Here is an 18,892-nt window from a genome sequence, read left to right on the forward strand (position 1 = left end):
AGTTTATGTTTCGATTTCTTACCCGTCAGTTTTTGACCGGCTTAATCACTATTCTGCCTATCACCATTACGCTCTATCTGATTTATTGGGTCATTTCTTCTGCAGAAAAAGCATTAAGCCAAGTCATCATGTTTCTGTTACCGGATTACATGTATTGGCCGGGGATGGGTTTTTTAGCCGCTATTGCCTTGATCTTCACTCTCGGTATTTTAATGCGCCTCTATGTTTTCAAGCGCTTGTTCAAGGGTGCAGAAAGCTTGCTGTATCACCTGCCAGTCATCAAATCAATTTATGGCAGCATGCATGACTTTTTTCATTACTTCACACCGGGACGAGAAACTGAGTTTGAACAGGTTGTTTCCGTCAAACTGGATAATGGTATGGAGATGATTGGCTTTATCACATTGGACAGTGCAGAGCATCTGCCAACCAAAGATGATGAAGATCGTGTGCTGGTGTATTTACCAATGAGTTATAACATCGGCGGCTATCCTGTGATCATGCCAAGACGCATGTTAAAACCGATTGATATGAGCATGGAACAAGCCATGCGTTTTGTATTAACTGCTGGGGTCGCTGGTCACACAAAACCTAAATAGGTAAGAAAACAAGCGTGGCCGCTCGCACGACAAATGTCTTAATAATACGCCCATTCTTCTGCGCAATGATTTGAGCAAGATTATCTTGGGTAGCAATCATTTTTCCAAACAGTCGTTGGTAACTTAAATTACGTATCTCGCCTGATAAGCTATCGCTCAACATCAGTAGATTACCGTCACGATCACGTTTCTTTGCCAACAACCATGCCGCAATTTCTATATTACGAGCACTGTTATAGAGTTTTTGCTGATCGATAGAGGTCAGATAAAAAAATTCGCTGTGGTTATCATAAGATGCCATCAGCATTTTTCTTAAGCCGACAATATAGGCAAGTACACGATCCCCCTGAAAACGTTCATCAAGAGAGAGTCGGATTATATCGGTTGGTCTTTTGATAATAGCCCATTCGGGATAGATGAAATCCACCTCTCTGGAGAATGTCCGCTCTACACTTTCTTTGATGGTTCTGATATCCCTGTCATGACGAAGATTGGGGTTACGTTTGTAAAGCTTCAACATTAATCTTTTTAACTGCACCATCACTGCTTGTTGATGAAGTTCTATTACTTCATCGATGTCACTCTTGGCCAGTCTAGAGACACCGTTATTTGACTGACTATTATTTCCGCTTGTCGCACATCCCGTAATGAAAAAAACAAGCCATAAAACGCTAAACCATCTCATCCACTAACTGCCCTCCTGATGGCTTTGAGTCATTATTCATGTCCTTGATATATAAATATTGCTGTACAGACTTTGGTAATAGATTGTTTTGTCGTTCAGATGAAGATGAGTCACGTTCAGTGCCGATAAACTGCCTGACAAATTGCGCTTGCTGACTATCTTGTGTAGAGACCACTGGCACAACGACATTGCTTGTATCAGCTTGTTCTTTATCAACGATGGTGGCGGTGTATTCAGCGGCAGCATCAAAAGTAACAGGCAAACGCGCATTATTGCGTGGTTCAGTAGGAACCAGCGGGTAAAAATTCGCTTGTCTGTTATTGTTGATCTGCATCTATCATTACTTTTTTTCTTGCCTTGGACGCCTGCGTCGTGGCTTTGATGATTTATTCGCGTCGTGTCTTTTTCGTTGTGGTGAGGCTTCTTTTTCCTTTTTTACTCGTGGCTTGGGTGTGTCGAGTTGCTCATCAGAGGTTGATGCTAATGGTAATTTATGTTTGATATAAGCTTCAATATCTGGCAGTGAAAATACATATTCTTCACACGCTAAACTGATGGCAACACCGCTAGCCCCTGCTCGAGCAGTCCGTCCCGTGCGATGAACGTAGTCCTCTACATCTTGGGGTAAATCATAATTAAATACATGACTCACCTCAGGAATATGTAATCCTCGCGCAGCAACATCAGTGGCGACGAGGAAGGGAAATTCGCCATCTTGGAAATGTTGCAATAAGCGTTCACGTTTTTTCTGGGGCACATCACCAGACAATAATGAAGCCTTGTAGCCATTCCCCTCCAAATATCCCCAGACAACATCTGCAGCTTGTTTTGTATTGACAAAAATAATGCCCCGTTCAGGATTCAAACGTTTAATCAATGCCAGCAGCAGAGGAATTTTTTCATCATTCGCCGGGTAATACACCCATTCTTCAATACGATCCCCCATCATTTTTTCAGGTTCGACCTGAACCTTTTCTGGGTTATTCATATGTTCGTAAGCTAATTCGCTAACTTTGTAGCTCAATGTCGCTGAAAACAACATCCCTAAACGTTGCTCGGGTTTAGGGATACGACGCAAGAAATAACGGACATCCTTAATAAAGCCCAGATCAAACATCCGATCGGCTTCATCAAGTACAACGACATCAATGAATTTTAAACTGAACACGTGTTGTTTCTGATAATCCAGCAAGCGCCCAGGCGTGCCGATTAAAATATCCAGCCCCCCCGTAATCATATCGCGCTGACGTTGGTAATCTTTGCCTCCATGTGCGATACCAATACGCAGTCCTGATTCAGCATTAAGTTTTTCTGCATCTTTCGCTATTTGAATGGCTAATTCGCGAGTCGGAGCTAAAATCAGTGCGCGTGGTTGTTTTCCGTCCCAATTTTCGGCAGGCTTTTTTTCAAGCAGGCATTGAAAGGTAGCAAGTAAAAAAGCAATGGTTTTGCCCGTTCCTGTCTGTGCCTGACCAGCAACATCACGGCCTGATAGTAATAATGGCAGCGCAGAAGCTTGAATCGGGGTACAGAATTCGAATCCGGCCTTTGCCAGCCCGGCTTTTAGTGAAGCGTGGAGTGGCAAGGATGAGAAGGCCTGCTCGGTTAGATGTGCACTCATAGAATACTTGCATTACCTTTTGTGATAGGAAAAAATGTTAGGCTATATCGTATGGGAGTATAGACCCACGATACTTTATATACCACTGGAGATAAAACATGAGCGAAAACGTCACCCACGTGACCGATGGCGACTTTGATAGCCAAGTACTACAGTCTGACCTGCCTGTGTTGGTCGATTACTGGGCTGAATGGTGTGGTCCATGCAAAATGATCGCCCCTGTATTGGATGAAATCGCGACCGAATACGCTGGTAAGTTGAAAGTTTGCAAGCTGAATATTGACGAAAATCAGGACACTCCACCACGCTACGGTATCCGTGGTATCCCAACATTAATGTTGTTTAAAGATGGTGAAGTTGAAGCCACAAAAGTAGGTGCTTTAACAAAATCACAATTGGCTGCATTTTTAGATAGCAACATCTAAAAAATACATACTCCCCGCAAGCATTCTTGTTGCGGGGAGTTTGATTTTTACAATGAGCGTTATGCAGATACGCTATCAGTCCCCCGCCCGACTGATATGGCATAACATCAATTGACCAGTTCATATCCATCAGACCGGGTAATGTGCTGGTTTATTTATTTCTGAACGATATGATCACAAAATGGATGTCTCAGAGCTTTTAAACGATCTAAACAAACCACAGCGTGAAGCAGTTGCTGCACCTCTAGGCCACGCCAGGATTCTGGCGGGAGCCGGTAGTGGAAAAACACGGGTATTAGTCCACCGAATAGCCTGGCTGATACAAGCAGAAGGTTTTTCAGCGGGTAATATTTTAGCTGTGACCTTCACCAATAAAGCGGCTGCAGAAATGCGTGGTCGTATTGAAGAGATTCTGGGTTATCCACCAGGCGGCATGTGGGTAGGGACCTTTCATGGCTTAGCTCACCGCCTATTGCGCTCACATTGGAAAGAAGCCGACCTGCCTCAAAATTTCCAGATTCTGGATAGCGATGATCAACTTCGGATGCTGAAACGCATCATCCGCGCGATGGAACTGGATGAAGCTCAATGGCCACCTAAACAGGCCCAGTGGTACATCAATGCACAAAAAGATGAAGGCCTGCGTGCCAAAGATATTCAGGCAGGTCATGACCCTTATTCAAAAAATATGCTGGCCATTTACCTTGCCTATGAACAAGCTTGTCAACGAGCTGGGGTCATCGATTTCGGTGAAATTTTATTAAGAAGCCATGAGCTCTGGTTAAAACGCCCCGATATTCTGGCGCACTATCAGCAGCGGTTTAAACAAATTTTAGTCGACGAGTTTCAGGATACTAATACCTTGCAATACGCTTGGCTTAGATTACTCGCCGGAACTAGCGGACACCTGTTTATCGTGGGGGATGATGATCAGTCTATCTATGGCTGGCGTGGTGCACGTATAGAAAATATTCAACAGTTCGACACCGACTATCAGGGTGCCAGCACCATCCGTCTAGAACAAAACTATCGTTCTACTGGCAATATTCTCAAAGCAGCTAATGCGGTTATTGCCAATAATAGTGAACGCTTAGGCAAAGAATTATGGACAGAGGATGATGATGGCGATCCCATCCAGATTTATAACGCCTACAACGAACGTGACGAAGCCTCATACCTTGTCGAGCAAATCCGTAAATGGGTAGAAAACGGTGGGAAAAGAAGTGATGCTGCCGTGCTCTATCGTTCGAATGCGCAATCACGGGTCATTGAGGAAGCCTTATTACAAGCCGCTATGCCCTATCGGGTTTATGGTGGCTTACGCTTTTTTGAGCGGGCTGAAATAAAAGACGTTCTGTCTTATTTGCGTCTGGTGTCAAACCGTCTCGATGACGCCGCTTTTGAACGTATCGTCAACACACCTACGCGCGGTATCGGCGCTGCCACTCTCACACAAGTACGCCAATATGCTCGTGAACGCGGTATTTCAATGTGGCATAGTGCCATAGAGATGCTCGATGCTAAAGCCTTTGCGGCACGAGCAGGTAATGCGCTAGCGGGTTTTATCACACTGATTGATTCACTGACTCCTGAACAAGACACCGTGATGGGCTTAAATGAACTGACACAGTTAGTCATTGATGAAAGTGGCCTAAAAGCCCACTTTGCCAAAGATAAGACCGAAAAAGGGCAAGGTCGGATTGATAACCTGGACGAATTAATCTCAGCGACCAAACAGTTTCACAAACCTGAAGAAGCAGAAGACATGTCGGATCTGGATGCATTTCTTGCCCATGCTGCACTCGAAGCCGGTGAGAATCAGGCTGACCGCTGGGAAGATTGCGTGCAATTAATGACATTACATTCCGCCAAAGGTCTCGAATTTCCAATCGTCTTTATGGTGGGCATGGAAGAAGGTCTGTTCCCCGGACAAAAGTCCAGTGATGATCCTGTCCGCCTTGCCGAAGAGAGACGGCTTTGTTATGTCGGCATGACACGCGCGAGAAAAACCCTCTATCTGATGTACACAGAATCGCGCTTTCTCTATGGGCAAGAAATGATTCAACGCCCGTCACGTTTTCTGAGTGAACTTCCGGCCGAGTGTACAGAAGAAGTTCGTGCTCGCAAAAACCATATCTCTCCCAGCCTGAATGGTGTTCGTGGTCGAGACACGCAGACAATGAACGAAACAGGCATCAAAACCGGACAGCAGGTGCATCATCAAAAGTTTGGCCCGGGAATCGTGGTTGATACCGAAGGTTCAGGCAAAAATGCGCGAGTGCAAGTCAACTTCAAACATGCTGGTAGTAAGTGGTTAGTACTGGCTTATGCTAAATTAGACATACTTTAATTAGGGACATACATCTATGTTGGCATCTTGTTTTTCACGTTCTGTCATTGTGGGTCTAATGACTTTCATGCTGGCCTCATGTGGACAAAGTGAGCAATCACAATCTGTCACTGATAATACAGACTATAAAAAGAGTTACCGATGGAAGATGGTCACAACCTGGCCGCCCGGTTTCCCTGTATTACAGGAAGGTGCTGAACGTTTTGCTGCCAATATCAAGTCCATGTCTAATGGACGACTGGAAATTAAAGTCTATGCCGGCGGTGAACTCATCCCTGCTTTACAGGTGTTTGAAGCCGTATCACAGGGCACGGTAGAAATGGGGCACGGCAGTGCCTATTACTGGGCCGGTAAAGTCCCTGAAGCGCAATTCTTTTCCACCGTCCCCTTTGGCATGACAGCATTAGGTATGAACTCATGGTTATACGATGGTGGCGGCCTCGAATTATGGCGTGAAGTCTATAAGCCATTCCATGTTATCCCTTTCCCGCTGGGTAACACTGGTGTCCAAATGGGCGGCTGGTTTAATAAAGAAATCAATTCTGTTGATGATCTGCAGGGATTAAAAATGCGTATTCCAGGCTTAGGTGGCAAGGTATTAGCCAAAGCCGGTGGTAACCCTGTTTTATTGGCCGGCAGTGAAGTCTATAGTGCGCTTGAACGCAATACGATTGATGCGACTGAATGGATTGGGCCATATCATGACGAGCGCTTAGGTCTGTATCGCGCTGCAGAGCATTATTACTATCCAGGTTGGCATGAACCTGGCACCGTCCTGGAGTTAACGGTGAATGAGCGTGCATGGAACAGCCTACCACCTGATCTGCAAGCTATCGTCGCGAATGCAGCTCAAGCAGAAAACCTGGCCATGCTGGCAGAGATGGAGCATAAAAACGCTGAGGCATTACAAATTCTGAAAGCACGTGATGACATTACTATAGCGCCCTTCCCAGATGATGTGTTGCAACGTTTAAAAACCCTGTCAGATGAAACTTTAGTCGAAGAAGCCGAGAAGAATCCGAAATTTAAACGTGTCTTCAATGCATATCAGGCATTCCGGCAAAAGGATGCCGATTGGTCTCAAATATCTGAACGAACATACTTAAACCTTGAACCGGCCCAATGATTTTCTTGATTTTTACAGCCGATGGTTTAGCTGAAGCGGCTCCAGATATACAGGCAGAGCAAGCGACGGTCTGGTTGAATCCAGATCTAAAAAACACTAATGATTATGCCAAGTTAGTCGAATATGGCTGCGACTGTTTTTTTCTCAGCGAACAGGCTGACCCAACTAATGAAAGATCGGTCATCAATGCTTTGAGCCAGGTTGAAAAAAGCAGTCACGATACTGAAATCTATGTTGAATATTTATAAATGAAAACGCTTCTTTTTTTACTGATCTGTTTGTTGAATACAACTGCTTATGCAGACTCAGAGTGGTCTGAATCAACTATCAATTTAGATAAACCAGTTGATATCAAGGTTTACCGTAACCCGAATTGTCAGTGTTGTCATAAGTGGATCAGTCACCTTGAGCATCACGGATTCAATGTCACCGATCAATTAACACACAATCTTGATGCCGTTAAAGAAAAGTTAGGCGTCCCTCATGCTATGCACTCTTGTCACACGGCCGTGATCGAAGGTTATGTTATCGAAGGGCACGTACCAGCTGCTGATATCATGCGTTTACTGACACAAAAACCCACTATCACCGGGCTCGCTGTTCCTCAAATGCCAGTAGGTACGCCCGGCATGGAAATGGGCCCCCGCAAAGATAATTTTGCCGTTATTGAGTTTACCCCAAACCAACAATACAGCATTTTTACTACCTATCAGCTTGATGAAAATCAGCATTACCAGGCCAGCACAACTGAGGAATAACCATGGAAATCCTCGTTGTGCTGAGCAGGTTACTGTTCTCGGCATTCTCTAATGTTTTTCAAAAGCAACTGACTCACCGTGGCTTTGACTCACTGTTTATTGTTTTTAGTTCTTATCTTGTTCTAGCCGTTATCTGTCTGCCACTACTTTCTTTGCTTGACCTGTTTACACTGACAAGCAATTTTTGGATAAATATTTTCTTTGCCGCCTTATTGGATATGGCGGGTACGGTCTACCTGGTCATGTCTTTATCAAAAACAGATCTATCTGTGTTTGGGCCTTTGAATGCCTACAAAGTCGTTATCTCCATGATACTGGCAATGATATTTATTGGAGAAATCCCCAGCCTTCAAGGCTTTTTTGGTGTCGCGGTCATTGTGGTGGGGAGCTATTTTTTATTTCCGCCCAAAACGACTTCGCAAAGCCGCATGTTGACCTTGTTCAAAGACAAAGGCGTTCAATACCGGTTTTTATCGATTTTGCTTTTTTCTATCGGCACTCTACCGCTGAAAACAGCAGTGATAGAAGGTGGAGCCTTAGCCACAACCGTGTTCTGGTGTTTATTGGGTTTGCCGTTGGCAGCCTTAACTCAATGGCTTTTTATCAAAAAAGATATCACCACCAATATCGCAAAAGCGCGACATAACATCCGCCCTTTTGTTTATCTGGGCTGTCTGATCTTTCTGATGCAATACATGACTATGCTGGTATTTTCACAGCTTTTGGTCGCTTATTCTCTGGCATTATTTCAACTAAGTATGGTGCTACAGGTATTCCTTGGCTACCGCATTTTTAATGAAGAACATCTCTGGCGACGCTTATCAGCTTGTCTGGTAATGGTGGCAGGCAGCTTACTGGTTCTAAACGCTTGAGCGGGATAGAGCTTGGCCTGTTATTATGCACTCAGATTGTTATTGGAGAAGATGATGAAACGGTTAACGCTATTGCTGACCGGCTTATTAATGTCAGTACAGGTCTGTGCTAACACAGTGCTGTCACCTGTATGGAGCAGCCCGGCAGAACTTAAAACACCTGAGTCTGTTATCTATGATCCCATCACAAAACATTTATATGTCTCGAATGTTAATGGCAATCCCCTAGATGCAGATGGTAATGGCTTTATTAGCCAATTGTCAGTCAAAGGTGAGATTGAAAAACTGCATTGGCTGGATGGCCTCAATGCCCCAAAAGGATTGGCACTCAGTGGTAACCATCTCTATGTTTCTGATATTGATGAACTGGTGGTCATTGATATTGCTGAACAACGCATCATCAAGCGTTACCCCGCGGAGAATGCCCAATTTCTGAATGATGTGGCCATTGATAAACAGGGACATGTTTACGTCAGCGACATGATGACAAACCGCATCTATCGCTTGTCTGGTGATGAATTTAATGTCTGGATGGATGACCCTGCTCTAGAATCCCCCAATGGTCTTTTGGTTGAGCATAATAATCTGATTGTCGCCAGCTGGGGCAATATGACCAAAGGATTTGAAACCGAGACGCCGGGACATTTAAAAATCATTGATCTGATTACACAGCAGATGAAAAGCCTGGGTGACCAATCGCCCGTGGGTAATCTGGATGGCATCGAAGCAGATGGTCAGGGGAATTACCTGGTCACCGATTGGATGAAAGGCCGATTATTAAAAATCACACCTGAAGGAAGAAGTGAAACTTTGATTGAATTTAATCCAGGTAGTGCTGACCATACAGTCATGCCTGAGAAAGACCTTGTTATTGTTCCAATGATGATGGATAACGTCATCACTGCATTCCGGATACACCGCTAAATGTCATTTGAAGATCTCATGTTAGAAGACAGCCTGTTGAGCGCTATCGCTGCTCACGGCTACACCACTCCTACGCCAATTCAAGAAGAAACGATCCCGCTTATTTTAGCCGGTCAGGACGTATTGGCCTGTGCGGCCACAGGGACAGGCAAGACCGCAGCGTTTGTTGTGCCTTTATTACAAAAACTCTGGGACAGAAAGCATCGTTCACATGAACCTGTCGCTCTCATTCTGGCTCCGACACGTGAGCTGGCTTTCCAGATTCAACATGTGCTGAAGACCTTCAGTAAACAAGATCCAATTGATATTGCCATGATTACCGGCGGTCAGGCACCCACCGCTCAACAAAAGGTTTTGGATGAAGGCTGTGATGTCATCATTGCCACACCCGGCCGTTTATTAAACTTAGTTGAACAAGAGCAGGCCGATTTATCACTGATTGAGTTTGTGGTGATAGATGAAGCGGATCGTATGCTGGACATGGGACAAGGTCCTGATGTCGCGACATTATTAGCTTCAATTACAACAGCATTCCAAACCTGCTTGTTCTCCGCCACACTGGCTGGTGCCGGTGTGGAAATTTTTGCTAACACCTTACTGCCTGATGCTACCCGAGTAGATGTGAATGCTTCAAATCACTATGCCGAACAGGTCGAGCAGCGTGTCTATTTAGCTGATAATCGTGAACATAAACAAGCACTGCTCAAAGCTGTGATTCAATCGGACGAGTGCGCAAGTGCTTTGGTTTTTTGCAATAAAAAAGAACGCGCAGATGAAGTAGCCGACTATTTGCAGTCACAAAATATCTCTGCGCAGGTGGTGCATGGTGAATTCTCTCAGGCAGATCGCCGAGAACGAACACGTAAATTCCGTCAAGGAAAAATCAAAGTCTTAGTTGCAACGGATGTAGCTTCACGTGGACTGGATTTACCGCAAGTGAGCCACGTCGTTAACTATGATGTGCCATTTCGTGGTGATATTTATATTCATCGTGTTGGCAGAACCGGGCGGGCTGGACAATCAGGTATTGCTGTCAATCTGGTGGAAAGCCATGACCAAAAAAACCTTGAGCGGATCGAACATCATATTGGCCAGTCATTACCTGTAATAAAAATGAAGGGCTTGGCACCGAAAGGCAAAGTCAATAAACAAAAGAGTAAAAAAGACCCCAAAGCCAGATACATTTCTAAAAAAGACCGTGCCCAAGAATAAATCTACTTATTTATTACGCGGCTTATTGTTAATCAGCAGCGTGTTATTGATTGCCGGACTTTTCATGCCGATGTTGACCATCACGCAATTTCTGGTCATTCGTGATGATTTCTCTGTCATTTCAGGTATCACAGAATTGTGGAAAGCAGAAAAATACGTGTTATTTTTTGTTATCGGCTGTTTCAGTATCCTCATGCCTTTCGCTAAATTAGGCTTACTGTTCCGATTGTTATTCGCTGACAGCCACCCTACGCCACTCAAGATGACCTTATTGAATCTTATGCATGATTATGGCCGCTGGGCAATGCTTGATGTCATGGTCGTGGCGATGTTGATCGTCACTGTCAAACTTGGTGCCATCGCCAGTATTCAGATTCATCCGGGCTTATATGTGTTTGGTGCTGCAGTGTTACTGATTATGCTCACCACACAGCTCACTGTCAGCACCTTACGAACTCAGACGAATTAACCTGTATTTCGCATACCGGCAGAAATCGCACTGATCGTTCTCAGCAACGGATCCAGCCACTTATCTCGTTCATCTTCAGATAAGGCGTTCTCACGATATCGTTGCAATAAAAGAATCTGAATATAGTTAATGGGATCCAGATACGGTTCACGTCGGCGTAAAGAAGATCGTAATGCCGGTGTTTCTGACATTAACTTGTCCTCCCCCACCACAAGCAGGACTTGTTTTACCGTGCGATGATATTCTGCTGAAATGACTTCGAATACTTGCTGTCCTTGAAATGCATTTTCACACAAAGCGGCATAGCGCCGTGCGATATTCATATCGGCTTTTGACAGGGACATTTGCGTATTACTTAAAAGCGCACTGAAAAAACGCCATTCTTTGACCATTCGATGTAACGTTTCAATTTTCTCAGGATCATTTTGATGCCACTGTTCTAACGCCGAACCAATGCCATACCATGCAGGTAAGGTGTGTCGTGACTGTGCCCAGGAAAAGACCCAGCCAATAGCGCGAACCGATGCTTTGGAACGATCACCCTGTTTACGATGTGAGGGTCTGGAACCGATATTCATCATACCGATTTCAGTCACTGGACAGACCTCATAAAAATAATCGAGGAAGCCTGCGGTGTTTTCGGTCAATTTACGGTAGCTCTGCTCGCCGTAGGCCGTGAGCTGATGCATTACATCCATAAAGGCCGGCTCATCGTGATGCGTTTTAGCCACCAGACTTCGTGAAGCCTTCATTAAACCAGATACACCCATCCCCAATTCATAGGCAGCTGTCTCGATATTGCCATATTTGAATGACAATACTTCGCCCTGCTCTGTGAATTTGATTTGTCCCTGCACCGTGCCAACCGGCTGAGACAGAATAGCATCATGAGTTGGACCACCCCCGCGACCAATCGTACCGCCACGACCGTGAAACATACGACATTGCACGCCATGCTGTTCGGCCAGGTGACTGATTCTCTGCTGGGCTTGATACAAATTCCATACAGACGCCAGAATCCCCCCATCTTTACAAGAATCGGAGTAACCCAGCATGACTTCCTGTAAATTGCCTGAGGCACTTAATAAACGACGATAATGTTCATTCTCAAGTAATGCCGACATCACTGGTTCGATATGAGATAAATCTTCAATGGTCTCGAATAAAGGTGACACTCGGAGGTGGCAGTAGGTATTGCCATCTTCTGTATAACCACATAAACCAGCAAACCGCCCCAAGGTTAATACTTCCAGAATATGACTGGCCTGGTGGGTCATTGAAATCACATAACTGCCGAATGCATTGGTGCTGACTTCCTGTTGCAGTCGTGTCATTAACTGAAATACCGACAGAATTTCTTTGTTTTGCCCTTCTAATTCAGGCAAAGAGGGTAAATCATGACGTGCTAACAAATCCGTCAACACTGACTGACGTTGCGTTTCATCTAATTGCTGATAATCTTCACACAGGCCTGTTTGTCTTAGCACCTCGCTCACCGCTTCCGTGTGTAATGTCGATTCCTGGCGCACATCCAAGTGATATAAATAAAAACCAAAGGTCTCCACCAATCGGATCAAATCGGTCAGTTCACTGCCCGCCAACTCGGCATCCCCGTGAGCGATCAGGGACTGTTGAATTAAGCGTAAGTCTTGCAGTAATTCATCTTCGTTGTCATAAGCCAGTCCCAATGCAGTGGGCTCAAGATCAGGCCGAAAATATTGCTGCAATAGTCGTAGATTATCTTCCAAACGATGCCGCATCATGTAAAGTTTTCTGCGGTAAGGTTCATTCAGAAAACGGTCTGGTTTTGCACGAAATGCCCCAGCGTAACGTTGTTCCGATTCATCAATATTGGCAGCTAATTCATCACTTATTTCACACAAAGGTTGTGAGTGTGTGAGTTGGTAGCTAAGTTTAGTCACGTCTTCCAGATAACGGCGAATCACTGTGCGCTTTTGTAACTGAATCGCCATGTCGGTGGTTTCAGCCGTTACATAAGGGTTTCCATCTCGGTCACCGCCAATCCAGGAACCGAATTGAATGTAGCCTGGCACTTTGAATGACGCACCTGCATCAATCTCGTCTTTATAGACGCGACGAATGGCATTTTCCATATTGCGATAACTTCTGGGCACCGCATCAAACAGACTTACGTTAAAGTAATACAAACCATTTTTGATTTCATCGCGAACGGTGGGTTTAACAGCCCTCACTTCATCGGTGGACCACAACAACTGCACTTGTTTTTTAATTTCTGACCGTGTGCGTTCTTCTTCAAATGCCGTCAGAGGGTCATTGGTCAGCTTTTCGTCTAATAAGAAAATACGGCGTAGAATTTCCATCAAAGTCCGACGCTTTGACTCAGTTGGATGAGCGGTGAATACAGGCATGTATACCATCGTATCCATCATATGCTGAAGTTGTTCGAGGGTAACGCCCTCTTGCTTGAACTGGTTTAATGTATCCAGGTACGATCCATGCCATAAATCACGACCATTTCTTAACTGAATTAGACGGTTATGGTAATTAAAGGCTTCTTCTGCTGTATTCAGCAGACTGAAATACAAATTAAACGCACGAATGACTTCACGTAATGTGGTGGCATCCAGCGTATTCAGGAAACTCAACAACTCCGTGCGTAATAGAGCGTTATCGTCTTTGCGAAGATTAATAAACCCCTTACGCAATCGCTCTACCGTTTCATAGACCTCACGACCAGCACGCTCATCAATTACTTCACCAAGAATATGGCCAAGAAACCGAACATGTTGACGTAGCTCTTTATCGCCCAGCATAGATAGCTGCTCGACAGTACTCAATACAGGTTCATAATCTGTCATAGTATTAACGTTCATTTACATGGTGATAGAGATCGATATAGATATTGGCGCTGTTTTCCCAACTGAAATCCCCCTCCATTGCGGTGATCATCAGTTTTCGCCATATCCGCGGATGCTGAAACAGCGCGGTCGCCCGTTCCAGTGTTTCGTATAATGCTTCTGCTGAAGCCTCATGAAAACAAAATCCATTAGCAATACCGATTTTACGGTTTTCGTCGTTAGCATCAACAACTGTGTCAGCTAAACCGCCAGTATTACGTACAATCGGTAGCGTACCATATCGCAGGCTATACATCTGATTCAGGCCACATGGCTCAAATCGTGATGGCATCAGAAACACATCTACCCCCGCTTCAATCTGATGCGAGAGTTTTTCATCATAGCCAATGGTCAATGCCACTTTATCAGGAAACCGCGCACGAAGTACACGCAAAGCTTGCTCAAAATCTGCTTCACCACTGCCCAGACAAATCAGCTGAATATCCTGCCCCTCTTCCAGTAAGCGTGTTATGGCTTCGATGGACAAATCGATACCTTTCTGTGATACCAGACGACTGATTAAGCCGATAAAGAGCGTCTGTTCAGATTGAGGTAAATAAAATTGTTGCTGGAGCGCCTGCTTGTTTTTCTTTTTACGGTTTGGTGTTTTAACTGAGTAATGGTGTCTTAGATAAGGATCCGTAGCCGGGTTCCATTCTTGATAATCAATACCATTCAATATGCCACTTAAGCGCCCTTGTTCGGCTCGATAAGATAATAATCCCTCCAGACCATAACCAAACTCAGCGTCACAAATTTCTTTAGCATAAGTAGGACTGACTGTAGTGATGTGATCACTCAATATCAGCCCGGCCTTCATAAAAGACATCAAGCCATAAAACTCTAGCCCATCGATTGACCAAAGAGACTCTGGTAAGTCCAGCGCGTCAAAAACCGGCCGCTCAAATAGTCCCTGATAGGCCATATTGTGAATAGTAAAAATAGTATGGGGTGCATTCTCTCTCAACGAGAGCAGTGCCGGTGCAAGCCCGGTCTGCCAATCGTTGCAATGCAAAATATCTGGCTTCCAGTTCAGTTCAGCATCATCCATGGCTAAAGCCACAATAGCGCGACAAAACAATGCAAACCTTGCGGCATTATCTTCCCAGTCATGTCCGCCAGGGTGGCTGTAGGGTCCACCACTGCGATCAAAGTGATAGGGGGAATTCAATAGCCAGACGATGACCTCAGTACCCGGAAGTGTGGTTTCAATAATTTCCACAGGGAGGTGGTAACCATCCAGTTTAATTGTAGCAACGGTGTGCGAGCTTTCTATTTTTTGCAGACACTGACGATAAGCAGGCATAAAAATTCTGACATCTTGTCCATGCTCAGCCAGAGCCGCTGGTAAGCTGGCAGACACATCTGCAAGCCCCCCCGTTTTCATTAACGGATGGACTTCACTACTGGCAAAAAGAATTTTTCGCACGCTTATCTCCCAAAAATTGTACAATTCTCCAAATTATATACGGTCAACGGCTGAGTAATAGCCTGAAACGGGAGAAATCATGCAATCTTGTACCATTGTTATTTTTGGCGCCACAGGCGACTTATCTAAGAAAAAGTTATTGCCTGCTTTATACCATCTTGATGCGGAAAAACGCTTAACAGCGGATACGCGCATTATCTGCATGGGTCGTCGTGAGTCCAGTCAAGAAGACTGGAAAGCACAAGTAACAGAGTTTGTCACACCTAAAGCACGCGGTGGTGTGAATAATGAACTTCTTGATACATTTCTGGATCGTATTCACTACTTTAAATGTGATATCAACGATGCTTTCAGCTACCACGAACTCAACAAACTGATCACGTCAGAAGAGAATAATTTCTCTCAAAATATCGTCTTCTACCTCTCAATTGCGCCAGCACTATTTGGCGTCGTAGGTGATCAATTAGCCGCTGTTGGTTTAAATAAAGAAGATAATGGCTGGCGCCACTTGGTCGTTGAAAAACCATTTGGTTATGACCAGAAGAGTGCTGAAGAATTAGAAGGCATCTTGCGCAAAAACTTTACCGAACAACAAACTTACCGTATCGATCACTACCTGGGCAAAGGTACCGTACAAAATATTTTTGTATTCCGCTTTGCTAACTTGTTGCTCGAGCCATTATGGAACCGTAACTACATTGACCATGTTCAAATTACACATGCTGAACAACAAGGTGTGGGCGGTCGTGCTGGTTACTATGATACCTCTGGTGCACTTCGCGATATGATTCAGAGTCACTTAATGCAGGTGATGGCATTAGTCGCGATGGAACCACCAGCAGATTTAGGTGATGAATCTTTACGTGATGAAAAAGTAAAAGTCTTAAAAGCCATCCGTCCCATCACTGAAGATATTGTTGATGATCATGCCTTCCGTGCGCAATATGCGGCCGGTGAAGTCAACGGCAAAAAAGAGCCTGGTTACCTGGAAGATGATGAAGTACCGAATGACAGCGTGACTGAAACCTATGCGGCTATGAAACTGTACATCGATAACTGGCGCTGGCGTGGTGTGCCGTTCTACTTAAGAACGGGCAAATGTATGCCAGAATCTAAAGCGATGATTGCCATCCGCTTTAAGAAACCACCACAAGAGTTATTCAAAGATACTGTGATTGGTGATAGTCATGCCAACTGGATTGTAATGGGTCTGCAACCTGACAACACTTTACGTATCGAACTGCAAGCTAAGCAGCCTGGTCTAGAATTAAACAACCATACTGTGGCGCTTGAAACCGTTGAAAATGAAGACACCAAGCATCGCTTGGATGCCTATGAGGCATTAATTCTGGATGCCATTTTAGGTGACCGTTCATTGTTCTTGCGTTCAGATGAAGTTAATCTGGCTTGGAAAGTGGTCGATCCTGTCATCGAGAAATGGGCAAAAGATAAAGGCTTTGTTCATACCTACCCTGCAGGTACATGGGGCCCTGAAGAAGTGAGTCGTATTCAGGATAATTCATGTCACGCATGGCGTAACAATATCTAAGCAGATACGCTCACAAAAAAGCCGGCAAGTTGCCGGCTTTTTTATTTCATCAGCAAACAAACTTAGTTCATCGCCTGTCCCAATTGAATTTTTTCCTCTGGCTGCCATGCTTGATTAAATGGTTTCATGCCGGCAGGTAGTAACATCACTACCGTCGAGCCCATATTGAACCGGCCCATTTCCTGACCTTTTTCGAATGACAACGCTTCATCACCTTCATAAGTCCAGTTTTGTATGCTTTTACCGTAAGGAGGCGTTATCTGACCTGCCCATACCGTTTCCATACTGCCAACAAAAATAGCCCCAACAAGCACGAGAGTCACCTCGCCAAAGTCGGTATCGAACACACAGATAACGCGTTCATTTCGAGCAAAGAGTCTCGGCACGGCTCTCGCCGTCCGCGGATTTACTGAAAATAGTTTACCCGGCACATAGCGCATGGACTTCAGTTTTCCCGCTATTGGCATGTGAATACGATGGTAATCACGCGGCGAGAGATAAATAGTGGCAAATTGTCCTTGCTGATACTGCTCTGCCAAGGCCTTATCTCCTCCCAACAATTCTTCTACTGTGTAGCTTCGTCCTTTCGCTTGCACAATACTTTGCTCAACGATTGGACCCAGCTGACTAATCGCACCATCAACAGGAGAAACGATAACCTCTTCACCTGCAGCGATGGGACGAATACCTGCTCGCAACTCACGAGTAAAAAAGGCATTAAAACTAGCGTAATAAGCGCGTTCTGAAACGGCGGCCTCGCTAAGATTGACGTTGAACTTCCAAGTAATAAACCGAATGAATGCATTTTTAAACCACTTTACCTGGCTACGAGTTAAGGCATGCATGACAACAGATAAGGCATGCTGTGGAATCACATATTGTGGCAGCGTCAAAATCACATCAGAGACTTTGCTGAACCAAGAAGCATGTGGGTGTTTTTGCGTTTTACTCATGCCTGCCTCTTTAACCAATTGCCTAAGCTTGTCATAATTCTGTGTAAACCTTTTTCATAAGAAATCATGGAGTATATCAAGCAATGAAGAAATCGCTGTCGCTAATCATTTTATTATTCTTTTGTGCCTTAGTGACACCAACATTTGCTGATGACGATGAGAGTGAAAAGACACCCTCTGTGTATTACAAAATTGAAGAGCCATTTACAATCAACTTTGTGAATCAAAGTCAGAAACGGGCCCGTTATCTTCAAATCAAAGTTGCTCTGATGGCTAAAGATCAAAAAGCACTCGACAATGCAGTGTTAAACCTACCAATGATTCAAGATGAACTCAGAACATTATTTTCACAGCAGACCTATGAATCACTCAACACGCTGCAGGGACGAGAAGAGTTAGATAAAAAAGCCACAGAACAAGTGAGAAACATTTTAGAGCAAGAAACAGGTAACCCTGAAATCGAAAAAGTTTACTTCACAAGCTTTATCATCCAATAGTCGGCACATTACTTGCTAACTTGAAATTAACAAATTGGAAACAGCATTATGGCAGAAGAACGCGAAGATATTGAAATTACTGAAGGCAAAGGTGGTAAGAAAAAACTCATCATCATTATCGTTGTCGCTCTACTACTGATAGGCGGGGGTGTGGCTGCCTTTTTCATGATGAGTGGCGGTGATGAACCCGAGGAAGAAAAAGCTGAAGTCAAACAGCCACCTATCTACTACGCGATTGAAGACCCCTTTATCGTCAACTTCTCTGAACAAAGCAAAGGGGAAGTGAAATATATGCAGATCAAACTCAAGGTAAAAGCGCGTTCTCAAGATGTTATTGATGCTGTGACATTGAACTTACCAGCCATTCAACATGAATTAAATATGCTGTTCTTTAGTCAAAATTATGACGAATTACAAACTATTGAGGGAACAAAAGCACTTCAACAGTCCAGCTTGAATACCATCAATGAGATTCTTAAAAACGAATCTTCTGTTGATGAACAGTTGGAAGCCGTCTACTTCACCAGCTTCATCATGCAATAAC

19 protein-coding genes are annotated in these 18,892 nt (G+C 44.4%); 13 read left to right on the forward strand and 6 right to left on the reverse strand.

Annotated features, from left to right (window positions below; all coding sequences use genetic code 11):
* Positions 1 to 5: 5 nt before the first annotated feature.
* Positions 6 to 599, forward strand: coding sequence for a DUF502 domain-containing protein (locus B3014_RS00595; protein ID WP_289243235.1), 594 nt, complete (start codon positions 6 to 8; stop codon positions 597 to 599).
* Here B3014_RS00595 and B3014_RS00600 read toward each other — a convergent pair.
* The 3 genes from B3014_RS00600 to rhlB are packed head-to-tail and all read right to left on the reverse strand — an operon-like array spanning position 592 to position 2,905.
* Complete coding sequence (locus tag B3014_RS00600; RefSeq protein WP_289243234.1) at positions 592 to 1,284, reverse strand: hypothetical protein; 693 nt, start codon at positions 1,282 to 1,284, stop codon at positions 592 to 594. The two genes, B3014_RS00595 and B3014_RS00600, sit on opposite strands and share 8 nt — an antisense overlap.
* Positions 1,271 to 1,618 carry a hypothetical protein gene (locus B3014_RS00605; RefSeq protein ID WP_289243233.1) on the reverse strand — a complete coding sequence of 116 codons (348 nt, stop codon included), beginning with the start codon at positions 1,616 to 1,618 and terminating at the stop codon, positions 1,271 to 1,273. Before B3014_RS00605 ends, B3014_RS00600 begins: the two co-directional genes overlap by 14 nt.
* Before the next feature lie 6 nt (positions 1,619 to 1,624).
* Positions 1,625 to 2,905, reverse strand: a complete 1,281-nt coding sequence (rhlB, locus tag B3014_RS00610) for an ATP-dependent RNA helicase RhlB (RefSeq protein ID WP_289243232.1) — start codon at positions 2,903 to 2,905, stop codon at positions 1,625 to 1,627.
* 98 nt (positions 2,906 to 3,003) lie between these two features.
* Here rhlB and trxA point away from each other — a divergent pair, with 98 nt between their 5' ends.
* From trxA to B3014_RS00655, 9 genes are all read left to right on the forward strand, one after another.
* Entirely contained in the window at positions 3,004 to 3,330 is a 327-nt protein-coding gene (trxA, locus tag B3014_RS00615; protein WP_007146622.1) for a thioredoxin TrxA, read from the forward strand.
* A 181-nt stretch (positions 3,331 to 3,511) separates the two neighbouring features.
* On the forward strand, positions 3,512 to 5,680 hold the full coding sequence (gene uvrD, locus B3014_RS00620; protein ID WP_289243231.1) for a DNA helicase II: 2,169 nt from the start codon (positions 3,512 to 3,514) through the stop codon (positions 5,678 to 5,680).
* A gap of 16 nt (positions 5,681 to 5,696) precedes the next feature.
* Complete coding sequence (locus B3014_RS00625) at positions 5,697 to 6,806, forward strand: TRAP transporter substrate-binding protein (protein WP_289243230.1); 1,110 nt, start codon at positions 5,697 to 5,699, stop codon at positions 6,804 to 6,806.
* A complete protein-coding gene (locus B3014_RS00630) occupies positions 6,803 to 7,054 on the forward strand; it encodes a hypothetical protein (protein ID WP_289243229.1) in 252 nt (83 codons plus the stop codon). The genes B3014_RS00625 and B3014_RS00630 overlap by 4 nt, the downstream gene beginning before the upstream one ends.
* Positions 7,055 to 7,564 carry a DUF411 domain-containing protein gene (locus tag B3014_RS00635; RefSeq protein ID WP_289243228.1) on the forward strand — a complete coding sequence of 170 codons (510 nt, stop codon included), beginning with the start codon at positions 7,055 to 7,057 and terminating at the stop codon, positions 7,562 to 7,564.
* 2 nt (positions 7,565 to 7,566) lie between these two features.
* A complete protein-coding gene (locus tag B3014_RS00640) occupies positions 7,567 to 8,436 on the forward strand; it encodes an EamA family transporter (RefSeq protein WP_289243227.1) in 870 nt (289 codons plus the stop codon).
* A gap of 51 nt (positions 8,437 to 8,487) precedes the next feature.
* Positions 8,488 to 9,360 carry an SMP-30/gluconolactonase/LRE family protein gene (locus tag B3014_RS00645; RefSeq protein ID WP_289243226.1) on the forward strand — a complete coding sequence of 291 codons (873 nt, stop codon included), beginning with the start codon at positions 8,488 to 8,490 and terminating at the stop codon, positions 9,358 to 9,360.
* The gene (locus B3014_RS00650) at positions 9,361 to 10,572 is read left to right on the forward strand and encodes a DEAD/DEAH box helicase (RefSeq protein WP_289243225.1); all 1,212 of its coding nucleotides are present in this window, start codon (positions 9,361 to 9,363) and stop codon (positions 10,570 to 10,572) included.
* Positions 10,559 to 11,041 carry a paraquat-inducible protein A gene (locus B3014_RS00655; protein WP_289243224.1) on the forward strand — a complete coding sequence of 161 codons (483 nt, stop codon included), beginning with the start codon at positions 10,559 to 10,561 and terminating at the stop codon, positions 11,039 to 11,041. Before B3014_RS00650 ends, B3014_RS00655 begins: the two co-directional genes overlap by 14 nt.
* Here the strand turns inward: B3014_RS00655 and ppc are convergent.
* On the reverse strand, positions 11,038 to 13,881 hold the full coding sequence (gene ppc / locus B3014_RS00660; protein ID WP_289243223.1) for a phosphoenolpyruvate carboxylase: 2,844 nt from the start codon (positions 13,879 to 13,881) through the stop codon (positions 11,038 to 11,040). The genes B3014_RS00655 and ppc overlap by 4 nt on opposite strands.
* Before the next feature lie 4 nt (positions 13,882 to 13,885).
* Positions 13,886 to 15,349 carry a glycogen synthase GlgA gene (glgA, locus tag B3014_RS00665; RefSeq protein ID WP_289243222.1) on the reverse strand — a complete coding sequence of 488 codons (1,464 nt, stop codon included), beginning with the start codon at positions 15,347 to 15,349 and terminating at the stop codon, positions 13,886 to 13,888.
* A 79-nt stretch (positions 15,350 to 15,428) separates the two neighbouring features.
* On the opposite strand from glgA, the gene zwf reads away from it, so the two are divergent.
* Positions 15,429 to 16,898, forward strand: coding sequence for a glucose-6-phosphate dehydrogenase (gene zwf, locus B3014_RS00670; RefSeq protein WP_289243221.1), 1,470 nt, complete (start codon positions 15,429 to 15,431; stop codon positions 16,896 to 16,898).
* Positions 16,899 to 16,960: 62 nt separating this feature from the next.
* On the opposite strand, the gene asd is transcribed toward zwf, so the two are convergent.
* The gene (asd, locus tag B3014_RS00675) at positions 16,961 to 17,851 is read right to left on the reverse strand and encodes an archaetidylserine decarboxylase (protein WP_289243220.1); all 891 of its coding nucleotides are present in this window, start codon (positions 17,849 to 17,851) and stop codon (positions 16,961 to 16,963) included.
* 83 nt (positions 17,852 to 17,934) lie between these two features.
* Here asd and B3014_RS00680 point away from each other — a divergent pair, with 83 nt between their 5' ends.
* Both B3014_RS00680 and B3014_RS00685 read left to right on the forward strand, forming a co-directional pair.
* Positions 17,935 to 18,348, forward strand: coding sequence for a flagellar basal body-associated FliL family protein (locus B3014_RS00680; RefSeq protein WP_289243219.1), 414 nt, complete (start codon positions 17,935 to 17,937; stop codon positions 18,346 to 18,348).
* A 48-nt stretch (positions 18,349 to 18,396) separates the two neighbouring features.
* Positions 18,397 to 18,891, forward strand: a complete 495-nt coding sequence (locus B3014_RS00685) for a flagellar basal body-associated FliL family protein (RefSeq protein ID WP_289243218.1) — start codon at positions 18,397 to 18,399, stop codon at positions 18,889 to 18,891.
* The last annotated feature ends 1 nt before the right edge of the window (position 18,892 follow it).

The organism is Methylophaga sp. UBA678 (assembly GCF_002299105.1).
Classification (GTDB): domain Bacteria; phylum Pseudomonadota; class Gammaproteobacteria; order Nitrosococcales; family Methylophagaceae; genus Methylophaga; species Methylophaga marina.

What these genes read in the sequence shown, in the direction of transcription:
- rhlB (WP_289243232.1), bottom strand. Translation starts at nt 2,905, where the DNA reads ATGAGTGCACATCTAACCGAGCAGGCCTTCTCATCCTTGCCACTCCAC.
- B3014_RS00595 (WP_289243235.1), top strand. Translation starts at nt 6, where the DNA reads ATGTTTCGATTTCTTACCCGTCAGTTTTTGACCGGCTTAATCACTATT.
- B3014_RS00640 (WP_289243227.1), top strand. Translation starts at nt 7,567, where the DNA reads ATGGAAATCCTCGTTGTGCTGAGCAGGTTACTGTTCTCGGCATTCTCT.
- B3014_RS00605 (WP_289243233.1), bottom strand. Translation starts at nt 1,618, where the DNA reads ATGCAGATCAACAATAACAGACAAGCGAATTTTTACCCGCTGGTTCCT.
- B3014_RS00630 (WP_289243229.1), top strand. Translation starts at nt 6,803, where the DNA reads ATGATTTTCTTGATTTTTACAGCCGATGGTTTAGCTGAAGCGGCTCCA.
- uvrD (WP_289243231.1), top strand. Translation starts at nt 3,512, where the DNA reads ATGGATGTCTCAGAGCTTTTAAACGATCTAAACAAACCACAGCGTGAA.
- B3014_RS00685 (WP_289243218.1), top strand. Translation starts at nt 18,397, where the DNA reads ATGGCAGAAGAACGCGAAGATATTGAAATTACTGAAGGCAAAGGTGGT.
- B3014_RS00650 (WP_289243225.1), top strand. Translation starts at nt 9,361, where the DNA reads ATGTCATTTGAAGATCTCATGTTAGAAGACAGCCTGTTGAGCGCTATC.
- asd (WP_289243220.1), bottom strand. Translation starts at nt 17,851, where the DNA reads ATGAGTAAAACGCAAAAACACCCACATGCTTCTTGGTTCAGCAAAGTC.
- trxA (WP_007146622.1), top strand. Translation starts at nt 3,004, where the DNA reads ATGAGCGAAAACGTCACCCACGTGACCGATGGCGACTTTGATAGCCAA.
- B3014_RS00680 (WP_289243219.1), top strand. Translation starts at nt 17,935, where the DNA reads ATGAAGAAATCGCTGTCGCTAATCATTTTATTATTCTTTTGTGCCTTA.
- zwf (WP_289243221.1), top strand. Translation starts at nt 15,429, where the DNA reads ATGCAATCTTGTACCATTGTTATTTTTGGCGCCACAGGCGACTTATCT.
- B3014_RS00645 (WP_289243226.1), top strand. Translation starts at nt 8,488, where the DNA reads ATGATGAAACGGTTAACGCTATTGCTGACCGGCTTATTAATGTCAGTA.
- ppc (WP_289243223.1), bottom strand. Translation starts at nt 13,881, where the DNA reads ATGACAGATTATGAACCTGTATTGAGTACTGTCGAGCAGCTATCTATG.
- B3014_RS00635 (WP_289243228.1), top strand. Translation starts at nt 7,055, where the DNA reads ATGAAAACGCTTCTTTTTTTACTGATCTGTTTGTTGAATACAACTGCT.
- B3014_RS00600 (WP_289243234.1), bottom strand. Translation starts at nt 1,284, where the DNA reads ATGAGATGGTTTAGCGTTTTATGGCTTGTTTTTTTCATTACGGGATGT.
- B3014_RS00625 (WP_289243230.1), top strand. Translation starts at nt 5,697, where the DNA reads ATGTTGGCATCTTGTTTTTCACGTTCTGTCATTGTGGGTCTAATGACT.